This window comes from Enterobacter sp. B79-1, from assembly GCF_057444735.1.
This window is the reverse complement of record NZ_JBYAZJ010000001.1, coordinates 346,551-368,572: the sequence shown is the minus strand read 5'-3', so window position 1 is coordinate 368,572 and position 22,022 is coordinate 346,551. Positions and strand designations below refer to the sequence as shown.

General features: G+C 57.7%; 18 protein-coding genes. 15 read left to right on the top strand and 3 right to left on the bottom strand.

Features of this window, described 5'->3' with window-relative positions; genetic code table 11:
- The first annotated feature begins 216 nt into the window (after positions 1-216).
- Together yddG and ompC are read left to right on the top strand one after the other, a co-directional pair.
- Positions 217-1,095 carry an aromatic amino acid DMT transporter YddG gene (gene yddG, locus AC2T6E_RS01820; protein WP_316466198.1) on the top strand — a complete coding sequence of 293 codons (879 nt, stop codon included), beginning with the start codon at positions 217-219 and terminating at the stop codon, positions 1,093-1,095.
- 625 nt (positions 1,096-1,720) lie between these two features.
- On the top strand, positions 1,721-2,794 hold the full coding sequence (ompC, locus tag AC2T6E_RS01815; RefSeq protein WP_100166597.1) for a porin OmpC: 1,074 nt from the start codon (positions 1,721-1,723) through the stop codon (positions 2,792-2,794).
- 43 nt (positions 2,795-2,837) lie between these two features.
- On the opposite strand, the gene AC2T6E_RS01810 is transcribed toward ompC, so the two are convergent.
- Entirely contained in the window at positions 2,838-3,782 is a 945-nt protein-coding gene (locus tag AC2T6E_RS01810) for a LysR substrate-binding domain-containing protein (protein ID WP_486690333.1), read from the bottom strand.
- Between the two features lie 171 nt (positions 3,783-3,953).
- Between AC2T6E_RS01810 and AC2T6E_RS01805 the strand changes: the two genes are divergently transcribed.
- From AC2T6E_RS01805 to AC2T6E_RS01775, 7 genes are read left to right on the top strand one after another with little or no spacing between them, the layout of a single operon-like run.
- Entirely contained in the window at positions 3,954-4,904 is a 951-nt protein-coding gene (locus tag AC2T6E_RS01805) for a branched-chain amino acid ABC transporter permease (RefSeq protein WP_100166595.1), read from the top strand.
- An 8-nt stretch (positions 4,905-4,912) separates the two neighbouring features.
- Complete coding sequence (locus AC2T6E_RS01800; RefSeq protein ID WP_108417396.1) at positions 4,913-6,019, top strand: branched-chain amino acid ABC transporter permease; 1,107 nt, start codon at positions 4,913-4,915, stop codon at positions 6,017-6,019.
- Positions 6,016-6,783, top strand: coding sequence for an ABC transporter ATP-binding protein (locus AC2T6E_RS01795; RefSeq protein ID WP_260662089.1), 768 nt, complete (start codon positions 6,016-6,018; stop codon positions 6,781-6,783). The genes AC2T6E_RS01800 and AC2T6E_RS01795 overlap by 4 nt, the downstream gene beginning before the upstream one ends.
- On the top strand, positions 6,776-7,495 hold the full coding sequence (locus AC2T6E_RS01790; RefSeq protein ID WP_120158209.1) for an ABC transporter ATP-binding protein: 720 nt from the start codon (positions 6,776-6,778) through the stop codon (positions 7,493-7,495). Before AC2T6E_RS01795 ends, AC2T6E_RS01790 begins: the two co-directional genes overlap by 8 nt.
- Before the next feature lie 28 nt (positions 7,496-7,523).
- Positions 7,524-8,681, top strand: coding sequence for a branched-chain amino acid ABC transporter substrate-binding protein (locus AC2T6E_RS01785; RefSeq protein WP_126816280.1), 1,158 nt, complete (start codon positions 7,524-7,526; stop codon positions 8,679-8,681).
- Positions 8,682-8,699: 18 nt separating this feature from the next.
- On the top strand, positions 8,700-9,182 hold the full coding sequence (locus AC2T6E_RS01780; protein ID WP_046889613.1) for an L-2-amino-thiazoline-4-carboxylic acid hydrolase: 483 nt from the start codon (positions 8,700-8,702) through the stop codon (positions 9,180-9,182).
- The gene (locus tag AC2T6E_RS01775) at positions 9,179-10,405 is read left to right on the top strand and encodes a Zn-dependent hydrolase (protein WP_348552592.1); all 1,227 of its coding nucleotides are present in this window, start codon (positions 9,179-9,181) and stop codon (positions 10,403-10,405) included. The genes AC2T6E_RS01780 and AC2T6E_RS01775 overlap by 4 nt, the downstream gene beginning before the upstream one ends.
- Before the next feature lie 474 nt (positions 10,406-10,879).
- Here the strand turns inward: AC2T6E_RS01775 and AC2T6E_RS01770 are convergent, their stop codons facing one another.
- Complete coding sequence (locus AC2T6E_RS01770; protein ID WP_010431424.1) at positions 10,880-12,367, bottom strand: MFS transporter; 1,488 nt, start codon at positions 12,365-12,367, stop codon at positions 10,880-10,882.
- Positions 12,368-12,484: 117 nt separating this feature from the next.
- On the opposite strand from AC2T6E_RS01770, the gene AC2T6E_RS01765 reads away from it, so the two are divergent.
- The 6 genes from AC2T6E_RS01765 to narI all read left to right on the top strand — a co-directional run bounded on the left by AC2T6E_RS01765 (position 12,485) and on the right by narI (position 21,339).
- The gene (locus AC2T6E_RS01765) at positions 12,485-13,060 is read left to right on the top strand and encodes a TetR family transcriptional regulator (protein WP_089600051.1); all 576 of its coding nucleotides are present in this window, start codon (positions 12,485-12,487) and stop codon (positions 13,058-13,060) included.
- Positions 13,061-13,269: 209 nt separating this feature from the next.
- A complete protein-coding gene (locus AC2T6E_RS01760) occupies positions 13,270-14,658 on the top strand; it encodes a NarK family nitrate/nitrite MFS transporter (protein WP_486690325.1) in 1,389 nt (462 codons plus the stop codon).
- A gap of 27 nt (positions 14,659-14,685) precedes the next feature.
- On the top strand, positions 14,686-18,426 hold the full coding sequence (locus AC2T6E_RS01755) for a nitrate reductase subunit alpha (RefSeq protein ID WP_108417389.1): 3,741 nt from the start codon (positions 14,686-14,688) through the stop codon (positions 18,424-18,426).
- On the top strand, positions 18,423-19,967 hold the full coding sequence (narH, locus tag AC2T6E_RS01750) for a nitrate reductase subunit beta (RefSeq protein ID WP_089600055.1): 1,545 nt from the start codon (positions 18,423-18,425) through the stop codon (positions 19,965-19,967). Before AC2T6E_RS01755 ends, narH begins: the two co-directional genes overlap by 4 nt.
- On the top strand, positions 19,967-20,662 hold the full coding sequence (gene narW, locus AC2T6E_RS01745) for a nitrate reductase molybdenum cofactor assembly chaperone (RefSeq protein ID WP_108417388.1): 696 nt from the start codon (positions 19,967-19,969) through the stop codon (positions 20,660-20,662). The genes narH and narW overlap by 1 nt, the downstream gene beginning before the upstream one ends.
- Positions 20,659-21,339 (top strand): respiratory nitrate reductase subunit gamma, encoded by a 681-nt coding sequence (narI, locus tag AC2T6E_RS01740; RefSeq protein ID WP_486690322.1) that lies wholly within the window; start codon positions 20,659-20,661, stop codon positions 21,337-21,339. The genes narW and narI overlap by 4 nt, the downstream gene beginning before the upstream one ends.
- Positions 21,340-21,424: 85 nt before the next feature.
- Here narI and AC2T6E_RS01735 read toward each other — a convergent pair whose 3' ends face one another.
- The gene (locus AC2T6E_RS01735) at positions 21,425-21,874 is read right to left on the bottom strand and encodes a hypothetical protein (protein ID WP_454539595.1); all 450 of its coding nucleotides are present in this window, start codon (positions 21,872-21,874) and stop codon (positions 21,425-21,427) included.
- Positions 21,875-22,022 lie beyond the last annotated feature (148 nt).

The window sequence follows — 22,022 nt, the reverse complement described above, 5'->3', positions numbered from 1 at the left end:
TCCTCGTTATCTAATAAGACTTCGTGGCGCAAACTAACAGCTATGCCCCTGTTTTTTTTGCGTCAAATCAAGGTCATCTCCCTTCACCCCCTAAATAGTCACCTTCGGTACGGTCAAATACCCCTTTTTGATTAACGGCTTAAGAGAATAATTCGCGACAGCGTCAGGATGAATGCGCTACATTTTCCCTCTGATTTTTATTGCAATGGCATCGACATGGACAGAAAAAGAGCAACGCTTATTGGGCTGGCGGCGATACTGTTATGGAGCACCATGGTCGGCCTTATTCGCAGCGTGAGCGAAGGGCTGGGGCCGGTAGGCGGCGCGGCGATGATATACACCCTCAGCGGATTACTGTGTCTGGTAACAGTAGGATTTCCTGATATCAGACGGTTTTCGCCCCGGTATCTTATTGCTGGCAGCGTTTTATTTGTCAGCTACGAAATATGCCTGGCGCTGTCGTTAGGCTATGCCGCCACGCGATCTCAGGCTATAGAAGTAGGCATGGTCAATTATCTCTGGCCAAGCCTGACGATTGTATTTGCGATTTTGTTCAACGGGCAGAAATCAAACGTGTGGGTGATCCCCGGGCTCGCGATCTCATTGCTCGGCGTCTGCTGGGTATTAGGCGGTGAACAGGGGTTACACGTTGATGAAATCATCCGCAATATCGTCTCCAGCCCGCTGAGTTATGCTCTGGCATTTGCCGGTGCCTTTATCTGGGCGGCCTACTGCACCGTCACCGCCAAATTTGCCAGAGGACAAAACGGGATCACCCTTTTCGTTTTGCTAACGGCGCTGAGTCTGTGGGTGAAATATGCGCTCAGCGATCAGCCGGAGATGGTGTTCAGCATCCCGGTGGTGGTGAAGCTCGTCATGTGCGGCATCGCGCTGGGGTTTGGCTATGCCGCATGGAATATTGGCATTCTCCACGGCAACGTCACCGTCCTGGCGGCGATCTCCTATTTCACCCCGGTATTATCCGCCGCCCTGGCGGCCGTGCTGTTAAGTTCCCCGCTGTCGTTCTCTTTCTGGCAAGGTGCGCTGATGGTCTGCGCCGGTTCGCTCCTTTGCTGGTATGCGACACGCAAATAATTCCCCGTGCCGGGAATATTTTCATCCCGGCAACATAATTAACATTAATTTAAAATGTGAGCCTGCTCAGAATATTTATCAGAATTAGAGTGACCGGTTTAAATTCTGTTTATATTAGGCTCGTGGCGTAACCTCACCTCTTCTCATATTGACATAAACTGACAACGCAATGTGATTAGTTCGCTGCGTATATTAACGAACTATATAGCACAGAATGCAATAATACGTTTCTGTGTATGTCAGACGCCCCTTTATAAATTCGATGCAATGAAACCTTCATGTAACTGTTTTCATTGAACTTAACATTATCACCTCACACTTAAAAGATCGTTAATCACGAATATTCCCCTCCTGTACTACAACATATATAAACTATTTACTGCGCAATATTCATGGCGCGTAAATAGTCATTTTATGTGTGAATATTAATCAAATTCGCGGGTTTCACGGCAATTATTCCGATCAGGATCACACTAATTGAAATTATCTTTAATATTTTGAAACTTATTATTGAAAGCAGGCTACAAGATTTTTAAAAATAGTCTGCCATTGACGAACCGCCTCGTTTAGAAATCGTTCAAATTGGCTCAGGAAATACCTAAGAAAATTATAAGGAATGTTTAAGATGAAACTTAAATTAGTTGCAGTGGCAGTCACTTCTATGCTGGCAGCAGGCGTTGTAAACGCGGCTGAAGTTTTTAACAAAGACGGTAACAAACTGGATCTGTACGGCAAAGTAACAGGTCTGCACTATTTCTCTGATGACGCTGACAACGACGGCGACAAAACTTACGTTCGTCTGGGTTTTAAAGGCGAAACGCAGATCAACGACCAGCTGGCCGGTTACGGTCAGTGGGAATATGAGTTCAAGGGCAACCGCTCTGAAGCACAGGGCTCTGACGGTAACAAAACCCGTCTGGCGTTTGCCGGTCTGAAATTCAACGAATTCGGCTCTTTCGACTATGGTCGTAACTACGGTGTTGCTTACGACATCGGCGCGTGGACTGACGTTCTGCCAGAATTCGGTGGCGATACCTGGACCCAGACCGACGGCTTTATGACTGGCCGTACCACTGGCGTTGCAACCTACCGTAACACCGACTTCTTCGGTCTGGTTGACGGCCTGAACTTTGCGGCACAGTACCAGGGTAAAAACGACCGTGACGATATCACCGAATCCAACGGTGACGGCTGGGGTCTGTCTTCCAGCTATGAGTTCGATGGCTTCGCGGCAGGTGCGACCTATGCGAAATCCGACCGTACTGACCGTCAGGTTCGCGCAGCAAGCGATCTGAACGCCGGTGGCGAAAACGCAGAAGTCTGGGCAGCGGGCCTGAAGTACGATGCGAACAACATCTACCTGGCAACCACCTACTCTGAAACCCGTAACATGACCGCGTTCGGTAACGGTCACGTGGCGAACAAAGCGCAGAACTTCGAAGTGGTTGCACAGTACCAGTTCGACTTCGGCCTGCGTCCATCCATCGCTTACCTGAAATCCAAAGGTAAGGACATCGGTTCTTATGGCGATCAGGATCTGGTTGAATACATCGATGTTGGCGCGAGCTACTACTTCAACAAAAACATGTCTACCTACGTTGATTACAAAATCAACCTGCTGGACGACAACACGTTCACCAAAGATGCCAAAGTGTCTACCGACAACATCGTGGCTGTGGGTCTGACCTACCAGTTCTAAGATGTGTCAGTACGAAAAGGCCAGCCATCGTCGCTGGCCTTTTTTATTCCAGGCTCTGTTCACTGCCCGCCGCCCGGCGTAGCCAGTTTTGCAGCAGTTTCCCGTCTTCGGTCATGTCCGAGTCAGTGCGTACGCAGAGGTAGTAATCCCGCCCGTCGTCGATCGGTAAATCAACGATCTTTACCAGTTCCCCGCTCTCAAGATACGGAGCAATGAGCGGCTCGCGCATCAGGGCACATCCCAGCCCGGCCTGTACGCCAGCCAGCGTCAGCAAGCCATCCTCAAACATCGGTCCACTGCGGCGCACGGGACGCTTCACCCCCTGCTGCATAAACCATTGCGGCCAGGTCGAGCGCTCCTCGTCATGCAGCAGCGGCATTTGCAGCAGCTGGTCGGGCGTATCGATATGGCCGTGAATACGTAAAAACGCGCGGCTGCACACCGGCACCATCTGGCCGGAGATCAGTTTTTCACTCTGATAGCCAGCCCACTGACCGTTACCAAAGCGAATCGACATATCGGATGCGTCGCTCAGGTAGTTACGGTGGTTGGCGTAGACGACGTTGATCTCCGTCTGCGGGTTGGCGCGCATAAAGGTCGGCAGACGTGGAATAAACCACCCCATACCAAACAGCGGGATCAGGCTGATGGTCACCTGACGCGTTTGCGCCTGTTCCACCAGGTGCTCCGTCGCCTGCCGAAGCACGTTGAACGCGGCGCGAATCGAGCGGTAGTAATCCCGCCCCTGCTGGCTCAGGATCAGCCTTCGCCCCTGTCGCTCCGTGAGTGGCATCTGCAGATAGGCCTCCAGCACCTTAAGCTGATGGCTCACGGCGGAGGGGGAGATATCCAGCTCCTGCGCGGCCAGGGTTACGCTTCCCAGCCTGGCAATGGCCTCAAATGCCCGCACGGCCCGAAGCGGTGGATCGTTTGCCAGACGGCTTTCGGCATAGGCTGACACGGCGGTCAACTGTTCTGTTTTATTCATATATTGATTTCTTTAGGCTTTTCACCCTGCTAATGGGTTTTGATATTTTCATGTAAATCATAGAGATAAAGCAATATCGGTTTATCATAAGAAATAATATATGTGTATTTTACAATTTTATTCATTTATTGGATGGTAGCCGCTGAAAGAGCAACTTGTCGGGTACGCACGTTGGATACACTGATACAACAACTGATCAACGGCGTGATGCTGGGAAGCATCTACGCGCTGATCGCGCTGGGCTATACCATGGTGTATGGCATCTTGCGCATTATTAACTTCGCCCACGGCGATATTCTGATGGTCGGCGCGTTAACCACGCTTTCCGCCATTAACGTTCTGAACAACACCTTCCCGCATCTGCCGCTGCTGCTGCAGTTGGGCTTTGCGCTGCTGGTTGCCATGGCGGTCTGTGCTCTGCTGGCGATGGCTGTGGAACGCTTTGCCTACCGACGCCTGCGCAACGCGCCGCGTCTGGCACCGCTGATCTCCGGGATTGGCGTCTCGGTGCTGCTGCAAACCGTGGCGATGATTATCTGGACGCGCAATCCGCTGATGTTCCCGCAGATCCTGCCGATGGACCCGATCGCCGTCACGTCCGGCAGCGAAGCCCATCCCCCTGCGATTGTTACCGTCACCGGCATCGTGACCGTGGCGCTGGCGCTGACCGTCATGGTCGGACTCTGGCTGTTGGTCGAATACAGCCGCCTGGGGCGCGGCATGCGCGCCGTGGCGGAAAATCCGCGCGTCGCCATGCTGATGGGCGTGAACCCGAACGCGATAATTACCCTCACGTTTGCCATCGGCGGCATCTTTGCCGCGCTGGCAGGCGTGATGATGGCGAGCAACTATGGTAACGCCAGCTTCTCCATGGGCTTTCTGCCAGGGATTAAAGCGTTCACCGCCGCCGTGCTGGGCGGGATCGGCAATATTCGCGGCGCAATGATTGGCGGGATCCTGCTTGGCATCATAGAAGCACTCGGCGCGGGCTACCTGGGTGAACTGACCCACGGCGTGTTCGGCAGCAATTATCAGGATGTCTTTGCCTTCATCGTGCTGATTCTGGTGCTGGTCTTCCGTCCGGCAGGCCTGCTCGGCGAACGCGTGGCAAACAGAGCGTAAGGAACACTATGACAACCGTACAACTCCAAACGCCGACCGCGACGCGCACGTTCTGGTCCGGCATAACGCTGTTCTGCCTCGCGCTGCTGATTGCGCCCGTGGTCGCCAGCCAGATTGGCGGCAACTACTGGGTGCGGGTTATCGACTTTGCCCTGCTTTACATCATGCTGGCGCTGGGGCTTAACATCGTGGTCGGCTACACGGGCCTGCTGGACATGGGCTTTATCGCTTTTTACGCGGTCGGTGCCTATCTGGCCGCCCTGCTTGCCTCCCCGCACCTGTCAGAGGTATTCCCGATCCTCACCGTCTGGTTCCCGGAGGGGCTGCACACCTCCTGGCTGCTGATTATTCCCATAGCGGCTCTGGTTGCCGCGGTGTGCGGCATTATGCTTGGCGCACCCACGCTGAAGCTGCGCGGGGATTACCTGGCGATAGTGACCCTCGGCTTTGGCGAAATCATCCGCATCCTGATGCGTAACCTCGACCGTCCGGTGAACATCACCAACGGCGCAAAGGGCATTACCGGCGTCGATACCCTGAACCTGTTCGGCCTGAAGTTCAGCGGCGTATATCACTGGTTTGGCTTCAAAGTGCCCGCCCTGTGGCTGTGGTACTACCTGCTGATGCTGGTGATTGTGGCGATTGTGTTTGTCTGCCTGCGCCTGCAGCATTCGCGCATTGGTCGCGCCTGGCACGCCATTCGTGAAGATGAAGACGTGGCCCTCGCGATGGGCATCAACGTGCGCAACTACAAGCTGCTGGCCTTTGCCATGGGCGCCTCGTTTGGCGGCGTGGCGGGTGCCCTGTTCGGCGCGTTTCAGGGCTTTGTCTCACCGGAGTCGTTTACCTTGCAGGAATCCATTGCCGTACTGGCGATGGTCGTGCTGGGCGGTATGGGGCATATCCCCGGCGTGATCCTCGGCGCGGTGCTCCTGACGGCCCTGCCGGAGCTGCTGCGCAGCCAGGCCGCGCCCGTTCAGCAGGCGCTGTTTGGCACGGTGCTGGTCGACCCGGAAATTTTACGCCAGCTGTTCTACGGTCTGGCGCTGGTGCTGGTGATGCTGGTTCGTCCTTCAGGCATCTGGCCGGTGCGCCACAAGGAGGTGAAAGCATGAGCCTGTTAACTGTACGCAATATGTCCAAGCGCTTCGGCGGGCTGACCGCCGTGGATGACGTTTCGCTCACCGTGAATAAAGGCGAAATCTACGGCCTGATTGGCCCTAACGGCGCGGGCAAAACCACCTGTTTCAACCTGATTACCGGGCTGTATCCGGCGGACAGCGGTGAGTTCACCATTGCCGATAAGCCCTATTACCCGAAACAGATTGAAAAAGTCACCGCCGCCGGGATCGCCCGCACGTTTCAGAACATCAGGCTGTTTAACGAGATGTCGGTACTGGAAAACGTCATGGTGGGTCGCCACGTGCGCACCCGCAACGGTTTATGGGCGGCGCTGAGCCGCAACGGGCGCGCCCGTAAAGAAGAAGCCGAAACGCGCGAGCAGGCGTGGCACTGGCTGGAATACACCGGCATTGCCAAGTTTGCCCACTATCGCGCCTGCGACCTGGCCTACGGGCATCAGCGACGTCTCGAAATTGCCCGGGCGCTGGCAACGGATCCGCTCCTGCTGGCGCTGGACGAACCCGCCGCCGGGATGAACGCGGCGGAAAAAGTGGCGCTCGGTGAACTGCTGACGCGTATTCGTGACGACGGCAGAACCCTGCTGATGATCGAACACGACGTCAAGCTGGTGATGGGCATCTGCGATCGCCTGACGGTGCTTGATTACGGCAAAACGCTCGCCAGCGGCACGCCGGAGAGCGTGCGGCGCGACCCGGCAGTGATTGCCGCCTGGCTTGGAGGCAACGCCCATGTCTGAATTACTGAAGGTTGAACGTCTGGACGTGCATTATGGCGGTATTCAGGCCGTACGCGATGTCTCTTTTACTCTGCGCGAGGGCGAACAGGCTACGCTCATCGGCGCTAACGGCGCAGGAAAAAGCTCCACCGTCCGCGCCATCACCGGGCTGGAAAACTTTAGCGGCAGTATTGAATTCAACGGTAAAACGGTACGTAAGCACAGGCCCGAATCCCTGCTCCGGGACGGGTTGGTTATGGTCCCGGAAGGACGTGGGATCTTCGCCCGAATGACGGTACTGGAAAACCTGCAGATGGGTGCCTGGCTCAGGCGTGACACTGTCACCGTCAGGCAAGAGATGAATGACATTTTCGAGCGCTTCCCGCGACTTGGGGAGCGCCAGCATCAGCTCGCTGGCCTGCTTTCCGGCGGTGAGCAACAGCTGCTGGCGCTTAACCGCGCCCTGCTCAGCCGCCCGCGTCTGCTGATCCTCGACGAACCGTCGATGGGCCTTGCCCCGAAGATGGTTGAGAACATTTTTGCCGTTATCGGCGGCCTGCGCGAACGCGGCGTCGCCCTCCTTCTGATCGAGCAAAACGCCAGGCTCGCGCTTGAAGTGACCGACAGCGCGTGGGTGATGGACAGCGGCAGCATTGTCCATCATGGCGAGTCGAAAGCGCTGCTCAATGACGACCAGATTGCACAGATTTACCTGGGCGAAATGCCCGTTTAACCACACCAGCCAACATCAGGGAAATATAATGAAAACAGTAAAAATCAGTGCGCTCAGCGCCGCTATTCTCCTCAGCGGTTTTGCCTCGACGGCCGCGTGGGCCGCTGGCAGCGAAACCGTGACCATCGGCCTGGCGGGCCCGCTCACCGGCCCGTCTGCCCGTATCGGTAAAGATCTGGAAAACGGTGCGCAGCTGGCCATTGACGACATCAACAAGCAGCACCCGACCATCGGCGGCAAAGCGGTGACCTTCAAGCTGCAGTCCGAAGACGATCAGTCTGACCCGCGCACCGCCGTTGCCGTGGCGCAGCGTCTGGTGGACAGCGGCGTGGCGGGCGTCGTTGGGCACTGGAATACCGGCACCAGCATTCCGGCCGCGCGCGTTTATCACGATGCGGGCATCGCACAGGTGGCCCCGGTAGCAACCGGGCACGCCTATACCAAACAGGGCTTTGACACTAGCTTCCGCGTAATGGGCCATGACGATGACGGCGGGCAGTTTGCCGGTCAGTACGCGGTCAATACGCTGAAAGCCAAACGCATTGCGGTGATCGACGACCGTACCGCCTTTGGTCAGGGTCTGGCGGACGAATTTATCAAATCGCTGGACGCTCAGGGCGTGAAGATTGTCGACCGTCAGTACGTCGATGATAAAACCGTGGACTTCAGCGCCGTGCTGACCGCCATTCGCAGCAAAAACGCCGATCTGATCTTCTTTGGCGGCGTTGACAGCCAGGCAGCACCGCTGGCGCGCCGTATCAAACAGCTGGGCATGAACGCCACGCTGATGGGCGCAGGCGGCTTCGTCAGCCAGACGTTCCTTCAGCTGGCGCAGAAGGAAGGCGAAGGCGTAGTCGCCCTCGAACCGGGCCTGCCGGTTGAGCAAATGCCGGGCGGTAAGGCGTTTGAGCAAGCCTACCAGGCGCGCTACCACACGCATATTGAACTGCACGCCCCGTTCGCCTATGACGCCACCCGCGTGCTGGTTGCAGCCATGGAAAAAGCCGACTCCGTCGATCCGACCGAGTATCTGCCTGCCCTGCGCGCCATCAGCTATTCGGGCGTGACCGGACAGATCGCATTTGATAAAGAAGGCAACCTGAAATCACCGTCGTTCACGGTCTACAAAGTCGTTGACGGCAAGTGGCAGCCGCAGACCGTGCTGGGCGGCGCGAAAGACAAGTAACCGCAGTGAGGCAATGTGATGAGTGATAATAATGAGCTGGGCATTCTCGCCCGCCGCAAAATTGAAGCAGAAATTATTAAGCCAATCTATGAAATCCTGGTGCGGGAGATAGGAAAAACCCGCGCGCAGGCGGTCATTGGCGAGGCCATTGAGCAGGCCGCGATTGACGCAGGCAAAGCGTTTGCCAGCAAAGAGCCCGACGGTGCGGACGTAAAGAGCTTTATCGCCCTGCAGTACCTGTGGGAGAAAGATAATGCCCTTGAGGTTAAGGTGATCGACGCTGACGACCAGCAGTACAACTACAACGTGACCCGCTGCCGCTACGCCGAGATGTACCACGAGATGGGGCTGGGTGAAATCGGTCACCTGCTTTCCTGCGCGCGCGATGAGAAATTTATTGTGGGCTACGCGCCGGACGTGGAGCTGACGCGCACCACCACCATCATGCAGGGCGGCTCGTGCTGTGACTTCCGCTACCGCAGTAAAAAGGACACGGCATGATTCGGGTCAACGCTGAGCGTCTGTGGACAACGCTGGAGATGATGGCGCAGATCGGCGGCACGCCCGCCGGTGGCGTTACCCGTCTGGCCCTGAGCGAGGAGGATCGCATCGCGCGTAACCTGCTGCGCGACTGGGCGCTGGAGGCGGGCCTCACCTGCGACGTCGACAGCATGGGCAATATGTTTATTCGCCGCGCGGGTACAAACCCGGCGCTTGCGCCGGTGATGACCGGCTCGCACGTCGATTCGCAACCCCTCGGCGGCAACTACGATGGTATCTACGGCGTGCTGGCCGGGCTTGAGCTGCTGCGGACGCTGAACGATAACAACGTACAAACCGAGCGCGACATTGTGCTGGTGAACTGGACCAACGAGGAAGGCGCGCGCTTTGCCCCGGCGATGCTCGCATCAGGCGTTTGGGCAGGCCAGCTTTCCGAAGATTTTGCCTACGCCCGGATGGACAGCAAGCGAGTAACGGTACGCGAGGCGCTTGAGGCGATCGGTTATCGCGGCGAAATCCCGGCCCGCGCTTTTCCGGTCCACGCCTGCTATGAACTGCACATTGAGCAGGGACCGATTCTGGAAGATGAATCCATCGATATCGGTCTGGTGCGTGCGGCCATGGGCCAGCGCTGGTTTACGATCGCACTGGAGGGTTTCGCCGCGCATGCGGGCACCACGCCTATGCACAGCCGACGCGATGCGTTAACCGCGTTTGCCGAGCTGGCGCTGAAGGTGGAAGAGATTGGCTATCGGCATGCGCCGGACGGTCGTGCGACGATCGGCATGGCGGAGGTCACGCCGAACTCGCGCAACGTGGTGCCGTCTCGCGTCGTGTGTAGCGTGGAGTTCCGCCATCCGGAGCAGGATGCGCTGGAAGCGATGGAGGTGGCGCTGCATCAGGCTGCGGAAAGCCTGGCCGCCCGTGGCGTGATGGCTAACGTCGAGCGCATTTTTGACTACGCGCCGATTGCGTTTAACGCGGCGTGTCTGGCCCGCACGGAACGCGCCGTGGCGGCGCTGGGCTACTCGTCTAAACCGATGGTTTCGGGTGCCGGGCATGACACCTGTTATGTCAGCAAAATCGCCCCGGCCAGCATGATCTTTATCCCCTGCGAGAAAGGCATCAGCCATAACGAAGCGGAAAGGATCCTGCCGGAGTGGTCAGAGAAAGGGGCAAATGTGCTGTTGCACAGCGTGTTGGCCGCTGCGCAGGAAATCTAGGCCATTACCGCGGCCTGATGCCCTCGAACCCCCAGTAATTTTAAACAGAAGCAATAACGTTGTTTCAGAACGACTGAGGCTTTCAGCGATGCCCTGGTCCGGCTGTAAATCGCTGAGGCGTTTCCTGCAGGCCGGGGCGAGGCGCAGGGATGCGCCGAGAGGGCGGGCTTTACAGGGACGTTGCCTCCGCCCGTCCCCGATAAGCCGGAAGGAATAAGCCGAGGGCACCGCGAAGCGGCGATTTACCGCCGGGAGCCCGGGTCGCCAGGGTGGTGGCGATTGAGCCACCCTGGCACGTTCACCGGTCATGACGTTGCAGAGTAGCAAGGAACATAAAGTGAACGGAATGACCACCAGAGCCGTATGTCCCCCTCACCCCAGCCCTCTCCCTCAAGGGAGAGGGGGTCGTCCGTGCAGGAATTATTTTGTGGGGAACCTTCAGCCCACAGGGAGAGGGGACAAACCTGGCGGGTTTTACGGCTTCGGCACCTTCGCCAGGCTAAACCAAATCCCTGTCGCCAGCATCAGCAGCATCGCTCCCGCGCTGCCGAGCGCTACGCTGTGGGAGGTGATAAACGCCGTTTTCGCCGCCTCAATCACCGACTCCGCCAGTGACGGTGCCAGATCCTGCGCCACCTTCACCGCTTCACCGATAGATGACGAGGCTTTATCTGCAAGCGACGGGTTCAGCCCCTGCGGCAGCTCAATCGACGCCGAGAAGCTGCGGGTTAACAGCAGGCCGAAAATGGCGATCCCCAGCCCCGCGCCCAGCTCGTAGGACATGGTTTCAATCGCCCCTGCAGCAGCCGCTTTCTCTTTTGGCGCAGCGGCCATAATCGCAGAGGTCGAGGCCAGCAGCGCGCTGGCCGCGCTAAAGCCGAGCAGAACCATCAGGGCAGACGCCAGAAGCTGCTGAGTGCTGAAATCCAGCATCGACAGGCCGATAAAACTGACCGCGCTCAGCCCCATCCCCCCTGCCGCCACAAGACGCAGACCGAGACGTCCCACCAGTACACCCGCTATCGGGCCGCTAAACCCGCTGGCCACCATCAGCGGCAGCATAAACATGCCCGCCTCAAACGGCGTAAAGCCATGAACAAACTGCAGCTCCTGCGCCATCAGCAGTTCAAACCCCACCAGCGCGATCATCGCCGTCATCGCCATCACCACGCCGCTTAAAATGATGCGGTGGCAAAACAGGCGCATGTCGATCATCGGCACGCGGGCGCGGAGCTGAATGCGCACGAAAATAAACAGCATCACCGCGCCAGTCAGCAGCGTACAGGCCACCAGCCACGGCGACAGCACGCCTTTCAACGCGGTTTTAGCGCTGTAGACCAGCAGTAAAATCGCCACGATCAGCATGATCGCATGGCTAATGTTCAACGGCTGCTCAGGCCGCCCCTGCTGCCGGGGAACAAAGCGCGCCGCAAGCGTGACAACAATAAGCACGATTGGCACGTTGATCAAAAACACTGAACCCCAGTAGAAGTGTTCCAGCAACATACCGCCAATCAGCGGGCCAAATGCCGCGCCGCCGGATCCCACGGCCGCCCAGACGCCGAGCGCGATGTTGCGATCCTTCGCGTCGACAAACAGCGTGCGGATCCCGGCAAGCGTAGCCGGAATTATCATCGCTGCGCCTATTGCCAGCGAGGCGCGCGCCGCAATCAGCCAGCCCGCAGAAGGCGCAAACGCCGCCGCCAGCGAGGACAGGCCAAACAGCGTGCTGCCAATCATGAGCAATCGTTTAAAACCAATGCGGTCACCCAGCGCCCCCATCGGCAGTACCATTCCCGCCATCACCAGCGAGTAAATGTCGATGATCCACAGTAATTCATTGCCGCTGGCGCCCAGCGTCATGCTCAATGTCGGCGCCGCCACGTGCAGCACCGTCGCGTCGATCGCCACCGGGATATACACCAGCACGATAATCACTAACGCTAACCACTGACGAAACATAAATTTCCTTTTCTTTTAAAACATGGACACATGTCCAGGATGCGATCCTACGTAAAGTTGAACGCATGTCCAGCTTTTTGTTACACTCGTTTCGCCCCCATTGAGAGTGAGAAAAACATGCGTTATCTGAGCAAGGACGAGCGGCGTGAAGCCATCCTACAGGCCGCCATGCGCGTGGCCCTCGCCGAAGGACTGGCGGCCATGACGGTGCGCCGTATTGCCGCTGAAGCCAGCGTGGCGACAGGACAGGTTCACCACCACTTCACCTCCGGTGGAGAGCTAAAGTCGCTGGCCTTTGTTCGCCTGATCCGCGAGCTGCTGGATGCCGACGCGTTGGACGAAAACGCCAGCTGGCGCGAGCGGCTGCATGCCATGCTCGGCAGCGATGACGGCAGGTTTGAACCCTACATTCGTCTGTGGCGTGAAGCCCAAATTCTGGCCATTCGGGATGCCGAAATAAAAGGCGCTTACGTACTGACAATGGAGATGTGGCACCAGGAGACCGTTGCCATTATTCGTGCCGGGGCGGACGCCAGCGAATTTACGCTGACTGACCGTGCAGAAAATATTGCCTGGCGTTTGATAGGGCTGGTGTGCGGGCTGGACGGCATTTACATATTAAATATGCCGGAGATGGACGACGCGGCCTTTAATAAGCATCTCGATAAACTCATTACGCTGGAATTGTTTTAATACCCCTTCCGGAGTATTAACTCCTGTGCGTTTTACAATTAGTAACACATTAAGCGACCCCTTAATCCCATTCTAATCTCAGGGGTTCGCTTTTTTATCTATCCTTTCAGATGTATCCCAAAACATCCAATAAACCCTAGTCCCCACTCTCATTTATCTTTTTGTTTTCACTTCGTTTTTCTCTCCATTATGGCAAGCAAGAGGGCGATATGTCACCACAAAGTGAAAAGAGTAACCCGCATCTTTTAAGTAACTGGAAACCTGAAAACGCGCAATTTTGGGAGAATAAAGGCAAACATATCGCGCAAAGAAATCTGTGGATCTCGGTGGCATGTTTACTGCTGGCCTTTTGCGTATGGATGCTGTTTAGCGCAATCGCGGTCAATCTCAATAAAGTCGGATTTAATTTCACCACCGATCAACTTTTTATGCTAACGGCATTACCTTCTCTCTCCGGCGCGATATTGCGCGTCCCCTATTCGTTTATGGTGCCCATATTTGGCGGACGATACTGGACGGTATTGAGTACCGTCATCCTGATTATTCCCTGCGTCTGGCTGGGAATTGCCATTCAGACCACCGCGACGCCTTACTGGGTCTTTATCGTGATTGCCCTGCTCTGCGGCTTTGCAGGTGCCAACTTTGCCTCCAGCATGGGCAACATCAGCTTCTTCTTCCCCAAGGCAAAACAGGGCAGCGCGCTCGGCATTAACGGCGGGCTCGGCAACCTGGGCGTCAGCGTGATGCAGCTGGTCGCACCCTTGGTGATATTTCTGCCGATGTTCACTTTCCTCGGCGTGCACGGCGTGCCGCAGGAAGATGGCTCGACGATATGGCTGGCCAATGCAGCATGGATCTGGGCGCCGCTGCTGCTGCTGGCAACCCTTGCGGCTTTTTTTGGCATGAACGATATTGCCAGCTCTAAGGCTTCTATTGCCAGCCAGCTCCCGGTGCTGAAGCGCTTTCACCTCTGGCTGCTGAGCCTGCTCTATCTGGCGACATTCGGCTCGTTTATCGGCTTCTCGGCGGGCTTTGCCATGCTGTCAAAAACTCAGTTTCCGGACGTCAACATCCTGCACCTCGCCTTCTTTGGTCCACTTATCGGTGCGCTGGCGCGTTCAGCGGGCGGGATGATCTCTGACAAACTGGGCGGCGTGCGGGTCACGCTGATTAACTTCGTCTTTATGGCCGTCTTTAGCGCCCTGATCTTCCTGACGCTGCCCGGCTCTGGCTCCAGTAGCTTTGTCGCGTTCTATCTGGTCTTTATGGGACTGTTCCTCACCGCCGGGCTGGGCAGCGGATCGACCTTCCAGATGATCGCGATTATTTTCCGCCAAATCACTCTCGACCGCGTCAAAAAGCAGGGCGGCACGGACGAGCAGGCGCAGCACGAAGCGGTGACGGAGACCGCCGCCGCGCTGGGCTTTATCTCCGCTATCGGCGCCGTTGGCGGGTTCTTCATTCCCAAAGCCTTTGGCACCTCGCTGGCGATGACCGGATCGCCGGTCGGCGCCATGAAGGTGTTCCTCGTGTTTTACATCGTCTGCGTGCTTGTTACCTGGCTGGTGTATGGCCGCAAATCCGCAAAAAAAGAATAACTACACGTCCGAAGCAGGAGAAATGTCATGAGCAAACTGTTGGATCGCTTTCGTTATTTCAAAACAAAGGGGGACAGCTTCGCCAACGGGCACGGGCAGGTATACCACACCAACCGCGACTGGGAGGACAGCTACCGTCAGCGCTGGCAGTTCGACAAGATTGTGCGCTCCACCCACGGCGTAAACTGTACCGGCTCCTGCAGCTGGAAGATTTACGTCAAAAACGGCCTGGTGACCTGGGAAACCCAGCAGACCGACTATCCGCGCACCCGCCCTGACCTGCCCAACCACGAGCCGCGCGGCTGTCCGCGTGGGGCGAGCTACTCCTGGTATCTCTACAGCGCCAACCGCCTCAAATACCCGCTGGTGCGCCGCACGTTAATTGAGCTCTGGCGCGAGGCGCTGGCGCAGCATACCGATCCGGTGCTGGCCTGGGACGCCATCCAGAGCGATCCGCAAAAGGCGCAGAGCTACCGGCAGGCGCGCGGACACGGCGGATTTATCCGCTCGAACTGGAAAGAGCTAAACCAGCTGATCGCCGCCGCCAACGTCTGGACCATCAAAAATTATGGCCCGGACCGGGTGGCGGGTTTCTCCCCTATCCCGGCAATGTCGATGGTCTCCTACGCCGCCGGCACGCGCTATCTTTCCCTGCTGGGCGGCACCTGCCTGAGCTTCTATGACTGGTACTGCGACCTGCCTCCGGCTTCGCCGATGACCTGGGGCGAGCAGACCGACGTGCCTGAGTCCGCCGACTGGTACAACTCCAGCTATATTATTGCCTGGGGCTCGAACGTGCCGCAGACCCGTACCCCGGACGCCCACTTTTTCACCGAGGTGCGCTACAAAGGCACCAAAACCGTCGCCATCACGCCGGACTTCTCGGAGGTCGCGAAGCTGAGCGACCAGTGGCTGGCCCCCAAACAGGGCACCGACAGCGCCCTCGCCATGGCGATGGGCCACGTGATCCTCAAAGAGTTCCACCTCGATAACCCCAGCGACTACTTCCTCAACTACTGTCGCCGCTATACCGACATGCCGATGCTGGTGCTGCTCGACGAGCAGGAAGACGGTCGCGTGGTGCCGGGACGCATGCTGCGCGCCTCGGACCTTGTCGACGGGCTGGGTGAAGCCAATAACCCTGAATGGAAGACCGTCGCCTTTGACATTGCCGGGAACCTGGTGGTGCCAAACGGATCGATTGGTTTTCGCTGGGGAGAAAAAGGCAAATGGAACCTGGAGCCGCAGGCTGCGGGCCACGAAACCGAACTGACGCTTTCTTTGCTCGTTACCCACGACAGCGTTGCCGACGTCGCCTTCCCCTACTTTGGCGGCAACGAAAATCCGCATTTCCGCAGCGTGAAGCAGGAGCCGGTGCTGACGCGCCGCGTGCCGAGCAAAACCCTGACGCTCGCCGACGGCAGCGAGAAACGGGTGGTCAGCGTTTACGATCTGGTGCTGGCTAACTACGGTCTCGATCGCGGTCTGGAAGACAACAACGCAGCAGCACACTACGGTGAAATCAAAGCCTACACCCCGGCCTGGGGCGAGCAGATTACCGGCGTGCCCGCTTATCTGATCGAAAAAATTGCCCGCGAGTTTGCCGACACGGCGCACAAAACGCACGGTCGCTCAATGATCATTCTGGGTGCCGGGGTGAACCACTGGTACCACATGGACATGAACTACCGGGGGATGATCAACATGCTGGTCTTCTGCGGCTGCGTCGGGCAGAGCGGCGGCGGCTGGTCACACTATGTCGGCCAGGAGAAGCTGCGCCCACAAACCGGCTGGCTGCCGCTGGCCTTCGCGCTGGACTGGAACCGTCCGCCGCGCCAGATGAACAGCACGTCATTCTTCTACAACCACGCCAGCCAGTGGCGCTACGAGAAGCTGACCGCGCAGGAGCTGCTCTCTCCGCTGGCGGACGCCTCGAAATTCACTGGCCACCTGATTGATTTCAACGTCCGCGCCGAACGCATGGGCTGGCTGCCGTCGGCCCCGCAGCTCAATCTTAACCCGCTGCACGTTAAGGTGCGCGCCGACGCCGCTGGGATGTCCCCGCAGGATTACACCGTTCAGGCGTTAAAATCGGGCGATATCCGCTTCGCCTGCGAGCAGCCCGACAACGGTAAGAACCATCCCCGCAACCTGTTCGTCTGGCGCTCTAACCTGCTCGGCTCGTCCGGGAAAGGCCACGAGTACATGCTGAAATACCTGCTCGGCACCGAGAGCGGCATTCAGGGCGAGGATCTCGGCTCTACCGATGACGTGAAGCCTGAAGAGGTGGAGTGGCAGACCACCGCCATCGAGGGCAAGCTCGACCTGCTGGTCACGCTCGACTTCCGCATGTCCAGCACCTGCCTGTTCTCGGATATCGTCCTGCCCACCGCCACCTGGTATGAAAAAGACGACATGAATACTTCGGATATGCATCCCTTTATTCATCCGCTCTCCGCCGCCGTCGACCCGGCGTGGGAGTCCCGCAGCGACTGGGAGATCTACAAAGGCATCGCCAAAGTCTTCTCCGAGGTCTGCGTCGGGCATCTGGGCACCGAAACCGACGTGGTGCTGCAGCCGCTGCAGCACGACTCCCCGGCGGAGCTGTCGCAGCCGTTTGATATTCAGGACTGGCGCAAAGGCGAATGCGATCTGATCCCTGGCAAAACGGCGCCGAACATTGCGGTCGTCGAGCGTAACTACCCGGAAACCTACGAACGCTTCACCTCTCTCGGTCCGCTAATGGATAAGCTCGGCAACGGCGGAAAAGGCATATCGTGGAACACGCAGAACGAGGTCGATTTCCTCGGCAAGCTGAACTACGTCAAGCTCGACGGCCCGGCGAAAGGCCGGCCGCGCATTGAAACCGCTATTGACGCCTCCGAGGTGATCCTCGCTCTGGCACCGGAAACCAACGGTCAGGTGGCGGTGAAAGCCTGGGAAGCGCTCGGCGAACTGACCGGGCGCGATCACACCCATCTGGCGCTGAACAAAGAAGACGAGAAGATCCGCTTCCGCGATATCCAGGCGCAGCCGCGCAAAATCATCTCCAGCCCGACCTGGTCCGGACTTGAGAGCGAGCATGTCTCCTACAACGCGGGCTACACCAACGTGCACGAGCTGATCCCGTGGCGTACCCTTTCCGGTCGTCAGCAGCTTTATCAGGACCACGCGTGGATGCGCGCCTTCGGAGAGAGCCTGGTGGCCTACCGTCCGCCGATTGATACCCGAAGCGTTACCCATATGCGCGAGATCCCGCCAAACGGCTTCCCGGAAAAAGCGCTGAACTTCCTGACGCCGCACCAGAAATGGGGCATCCACTCCACCTACAGCGAAAACCTGCTGATGCAAACCCTGTCGCGCGGCGGGCCGATTGTCTGGATCAGCGAAACCGACGCCCGCGAGCTGGGCATTGAGGACAACGACTGGATCGAAGCCTTCAACGCCAACGGCGCCCTCACCGCCCGCGCGGTGGTCAGCCAGCGCGTGCCGCCGGGCATGACGATGATGTACCACGCCCAGGAGCGCATCCTGAACATTCCGGGTTCAGAGGTGACCGGACGGCGCGGCGGGATCCACAACTCGGTGACCCGCGTCTGCCCGAAACCGACGCACATGATCGGCGGCTACGCCCAGCTGGCGTACAGCTTCAACTATTACGGCACCGTCGGCTCTAACCGCGACGAGTTCATCATGATCCGCAAAATGAAAAACATTAACTGGCTGGATGGCGAAGGTCGGGATCAGGTACAGGAGGCGAAAAAATGAAAATACGCTCACAGGTTGGCATGGTTCTGAACCTCGATAAATGCATTGGCTGCCACACCTGCTCGGTCACCTGTAAGAACGTCTGGACCGGGCGTGAAGGCATGGAATATGCGTGGTTCAACAACGTCGAAACCAAACCGGGCATCGGCTACCCGAAAAATTGGGAAGATCAGGAGGAGTGGCAAGGCGGCTGGATCCGCGGCATTACCGGCAAGCTAACGCCGCGCCTCGGCGGCAAAATGGGCGTGCTGTCGAAGATTTTCGCTAACCCCGTCCTGCCGCAGATTGACGATTATTACGAGCCCTTTACCTTTGACTATCAGGATCTCCACCGCGCCCCGGAGGGCGATCACCTCCCTACCGCCCGCCCACGCTCGCTGATTGACGGCAAGCGGATGGACAAAATCGTCTGGGGGCCCAACTGGGAAGAGCTGCTGGGCGGCGAGTTCGAAAAACGCGCCCGCGACCGCAACTTCCAGAAGATCCAGAAAGAGATGTACGGCCAGTTTGAAAACACCTTCATGATGTACCTGCCGCGTCTGTGCGAGCACTGCCTGAACCCGAGCTGTGCCGCGACCTGCCCGAGCGGCGCGATTTACAAGCGTGAAGAGGACGGCATTGTGCTGATCGACCAGGACAAATGCCGCGGCTGGCGTCTGTGCATCAGCGGCTGTCCGTACAAGAAAATCTACTTCAACTGGAAAAGCGGCAAATCAGAAAAATGCATCTTCTGCTATCCGCGCATTGAATCCGGCCAGCCGACCGTCTGCTCGGAAACCTGCGTCGGGCGCATCCGCTACCTCGGCGTGCTGCTGTATGACGCGGACCGCATTGAAGAGGCGGCCAGCACCGAGCATGAAACCGATCTGTACGAGCGCCAGTGCGACGTGTTCTTGAACCCGAACGACCCGGCGGTGATTGAAGAAGCGCTGAAACAGGGTATTCCGCAGAACGTGATTGACGCAGCCCAGCGTTCACCGGTCTACAAAATGGCGATGGACTGGAAGCTGGCCCTGCCGCTACATCCGGAATACCGCACCCTGCCGATGGTCTGGTACGTGCCGCCGCTGTCACCGATTCAGTCCTACGCCGATGCGGGCGGCCTGCCGCAGAGCGACGGCGTCCTTCCTGCCGTAGAGAGCCTGCGCATTCCGGTGCAGTATCTGGCGAACATGCTCAGCGCGGGCGATACCGGCCCGGTGCTGCGCGCCCTGAAACGCATGATGGCGATGCGCCATTACAAACGTTCCCAGACCGTGGAAGGCGTGACCGATACCCGCGCCATTGAAGAAGTGGGCCTGACGGAAGCGCAGGTTGAAGAGATGTATCGTTATCTGGCCATTGCCAATTACGAAGATCGCTTCGTGATCCCGACCAGCCACCGTGAAATGGCGCGCGACGCTTTCCCGGAGAAAAACGGCTGCGGCTTCACCTTTGGCGACGGCTGCCACGGCTCCGACACCAAATTCAACCTCTTCAACAGCAGCCGCATTGACGCGATTAACATCACCGAGGTGCGCGAACATGGGGAGGGAGAATAATGCAGATCCTCAAAATCATCGCGCTGCTGATCGAGTATCCCGATGAGACCCTGTGGGAAAGCCGTGACGAAGCGCTTTCGCTGATTGAGCAGGACGCGCCCGCGCTGCTGCCTTTTACCCGGCAGCATCTGAACGCCCCGCTGCTGGATAAACAGGCCGAGTGGTGCGAGGTTTTTGAGCGCGGTCGCGCAACGTCGCTGCTGCTGTTCGAGCACGTTCACGCCGAGTCCCGCGATCGCGGTCAGGCGATGGTCGACCTGATGAGCCAGTACGAGAAAGCCGGGCTACAGCTCGACTGTCGTGAGCTGCCGGACTATCTGCCGCTCTACCTGGAATACCTCAGCATCGTCACCGACGACGAAGCGCGCGAAGGATTACAAAATGTCGCGCCGATCCTGGCGCTGATTGGAGGACGTCTGAAGCAGCGCGGCGTAGCGCATTACCAGCTGTTTGATGCCCTGCTGGCGCTGGCGGGTACGCGGCTTTCCAGCGACAGCGTGGCGACACAGGTGTCCGGTGAAAAACGGGATGATTCCCGCCAGGCGCTGGACGCCGTCTGGGAAGAGGAACAGGTGAAGTTTATCGAAGACAACGCCACATCGTGCGACAGCTCGCCGATGCAGCAATATCAACGACGCTTTAGCCAGGACGTCGCGCCGCAGTACGTGGACGTCAGCGCCGGAGGCCCAAAATGACACATTACCTGAACGTATTTTTCTATGATATTTACCCCTACATCTGCGCCACCGTCTTTTTCCTCGGCAGCTGGTTGCGCTACGACTACGGGCAGTACACCTGGCGCGCCTCGTCGAGCCAGATGCTCAGCGAACGCGGCATGAACTGGGGCTCGAACCTGTTTCATATCGGGATCCTGGGGATTTTCTTCGGACACCTGTTCGGCATGTTAACCCCGCACTGGATGTACGCCTGGTTTTTACCCGTCGCGGTTAAGCAGCAGCTGGCGATGATGGCGGGTGGTGTGTGTGGCGTATTGACGCTGATTGGCGGGTCAATGCTGCTTTACCGCCGCCTGTTCAATCAGCGCGTGCGCGCCACGTCCACCACGCCGGATATCATCATCATGAGCATTTTGCTGATCCAGTGCATTTTGGGGCTGACCACCATCCCCTTCTCCGCGCAGTATCCTGACGGGAGTGAAATGATGAAGCTGGTGGGCTGGGCGCAGGGGATCGTGACGTTTAAGGGAGGCTCATCAGAAATGCTGAGCGGCGTGGCGCCGATCTTCCGCGTTCATCTGGTGCTGGGGATGACGATCTTCCTGATCTTCCCGTTCACCCGTCTGGTGCACGTGTGGAGCGCGCCGTTTGAGTATTTTACCCGTCGGTATCAGGTGGTGAGATCGCGCCGTTGATTTTGTCGGGTGGCGGCTACGCCTTACCCGACCTACGTTCAGCTTCCTCCTGGCCCGGTAAGGCGTAGCCGCCATCGGGCTATAATCAGCCTACGGAACCTCCGGTTACCAGAGAGAGAATAAATAACAGCAACAACACTGCGACGATCAGCCCGAACGCAAGCAGCACAGCATGATAGGTCAGCGTTAGCCCTGAGAATAGAAGTGCCCCAGAGATCCCCCAACGGCTCTCCTTGCACATTCCTCCGATGAACGAAAGTCCCAGTGCCACAACAGCGAGTATAATCCCGGCGTTAAGAATAATGCTGTCGATATCAACCGTCGTTTTTTCGGTTCGGGCAGCAGGACGCTCTCCCTTTAATCCCGCAATTACCCCTTGTTTTACAGCAGAAACTTTCTCAGCAACAATAACCTCAAGCGCTGGCGGCTTTGGAGAAAACGGGCCGAATGAAAACTGAACGATTGAGAGAATGAGTGCAATTCCCCCCAAAAACATTCCCAATGAACTGAATTTATTTCGTAATACGATTTCCATATCAACATGCCTTCGAGTAATGCCGCCGCGTGGGCTGTAGGCCCGGTAAGGCGTAGCCGCCACCGGGCGATTAAGACTGAAGCATGCCGTTTTGCAGAAGAAAATTCCACCACTGAATATCGCCTCATAATGGCCCAAAAGTACCGTT

Bases quoted from the DNA above. Each gene is read 5' to 3' on its own strand.
- yddG (WP_316466198.1), top strand. From the start codon at position 217: ATGGACAGAAAAAGAGCAACGCTTATTGGGCTGGCGGCGATACTGTTA.
- ompC (WP_100166597.1), top strand. From the start codon at position 1,721: ATGAAACTTAAATTAGTTGCAGTGGCAGTCACTTCTATGCTGGCAGCA.
- AC2T6E_RS01810 (WP_486690333.1), bottom strand. From the start codon at position 3,782: ATGAATAAAACAGAACAGTTGACCGCCGTGTCAGCCTATGCCGAAAGC.
- AC2T6E_RS01800 (WP_108417396.1), top strand. From the start codon at position 4,913: ATGACAACCGTACAACTCCAAACGCCGACCGCGACGCGCACGTTCTGG.
- AC2T6E_RS01795 (WP_260662089.1), top strand. From the start codon at position 6,016: ATGAGCCTGTTAACTGTACGCAATATGTCCAAGCGCTTCGGCGGGCTG.
- AC2T6E_RS01790 (WP_120158209.1), top strand. From the start codon at position 6,776: ATGTCTGAATTACTGAAGGTTGAACGTCTGGACGTGCATTATGGCGGT.
- AC2T6E_RS01785 (WP_126816280.1), top strand. From the start codon at position 7,524: ATGAAAACAGTAAAAATCAGTGCGCTCAGCGCCGCTATTCTCCTCAGC.
- AC2T6E_RS01780 (WP_046889613.1), top strand. From the start codon at position 8,700: ATGAGTGATAATAATGAGCTGGGCATTCTCGCCCGCCGCAAAATTGAA.
- AC2T6E_RS01775 (WP_348552592.1), top strand. From the start codon at position 9,179: ATGATTCGGGTCAACGCTGAGCGTCTGTGGACAACGCTGGAGATGATG.
- AC2T6E_RS01770 (WP_010431424.1), bottom strand. From the start codon at position 12,367: ATGTTTCGTCAGTGGTTAGCGTTAGTGATTATCGTGCTGGTGTATATC.
- AC2T6E_RS01765 (WP_089600051.1), top strand. From the start codon at position 12,485: ATGCGTTATCTGAGCAAGGACGAGCGGCGTGAAGCCATCCTACAGGCC.
- AC2T6E_RS01760 (WP_486690325.1), top strand. From the start codon at position 13,270: ATGTCACCACAAAGTGAAAAGAGTAACCCGCATCTTTTAAGTAACTGG.
- AC2T6E_RS01755 (WP_108417389.1), top strand. From the start codon at position 14,686: ATGAGCAAACTGTTGGATCGCTTTCGTTATTTCAAAACAAAGGGGGAC.
- narH (WP_089600055.1), top strand. From the start codon at position 18,423: ATGAAAATACGCTCACAGGTTGGCATGGTTCTGAACCTCGATAAATGC.
- narW (WP_108417388.1), top strand. From the start codon at position 19,967: ATGCAGATCCTCAAAATCATCGCGCTGCTGATCGAGTATCCCGATGAG.
- narI (WP_486690322.1), top strand. From the start codon at position 20,659: ATGACACATTACCTGAACGTATTTTTCTATGATATTTACCCCTACATC.
- AC2T6E_RS01735 (WP_454539595.1), bottom strand. From the start codon at position 21,874: ATGGAAATCGTATTACGAAATAAATTCAGTTCATTGGGAATGTTTTTG.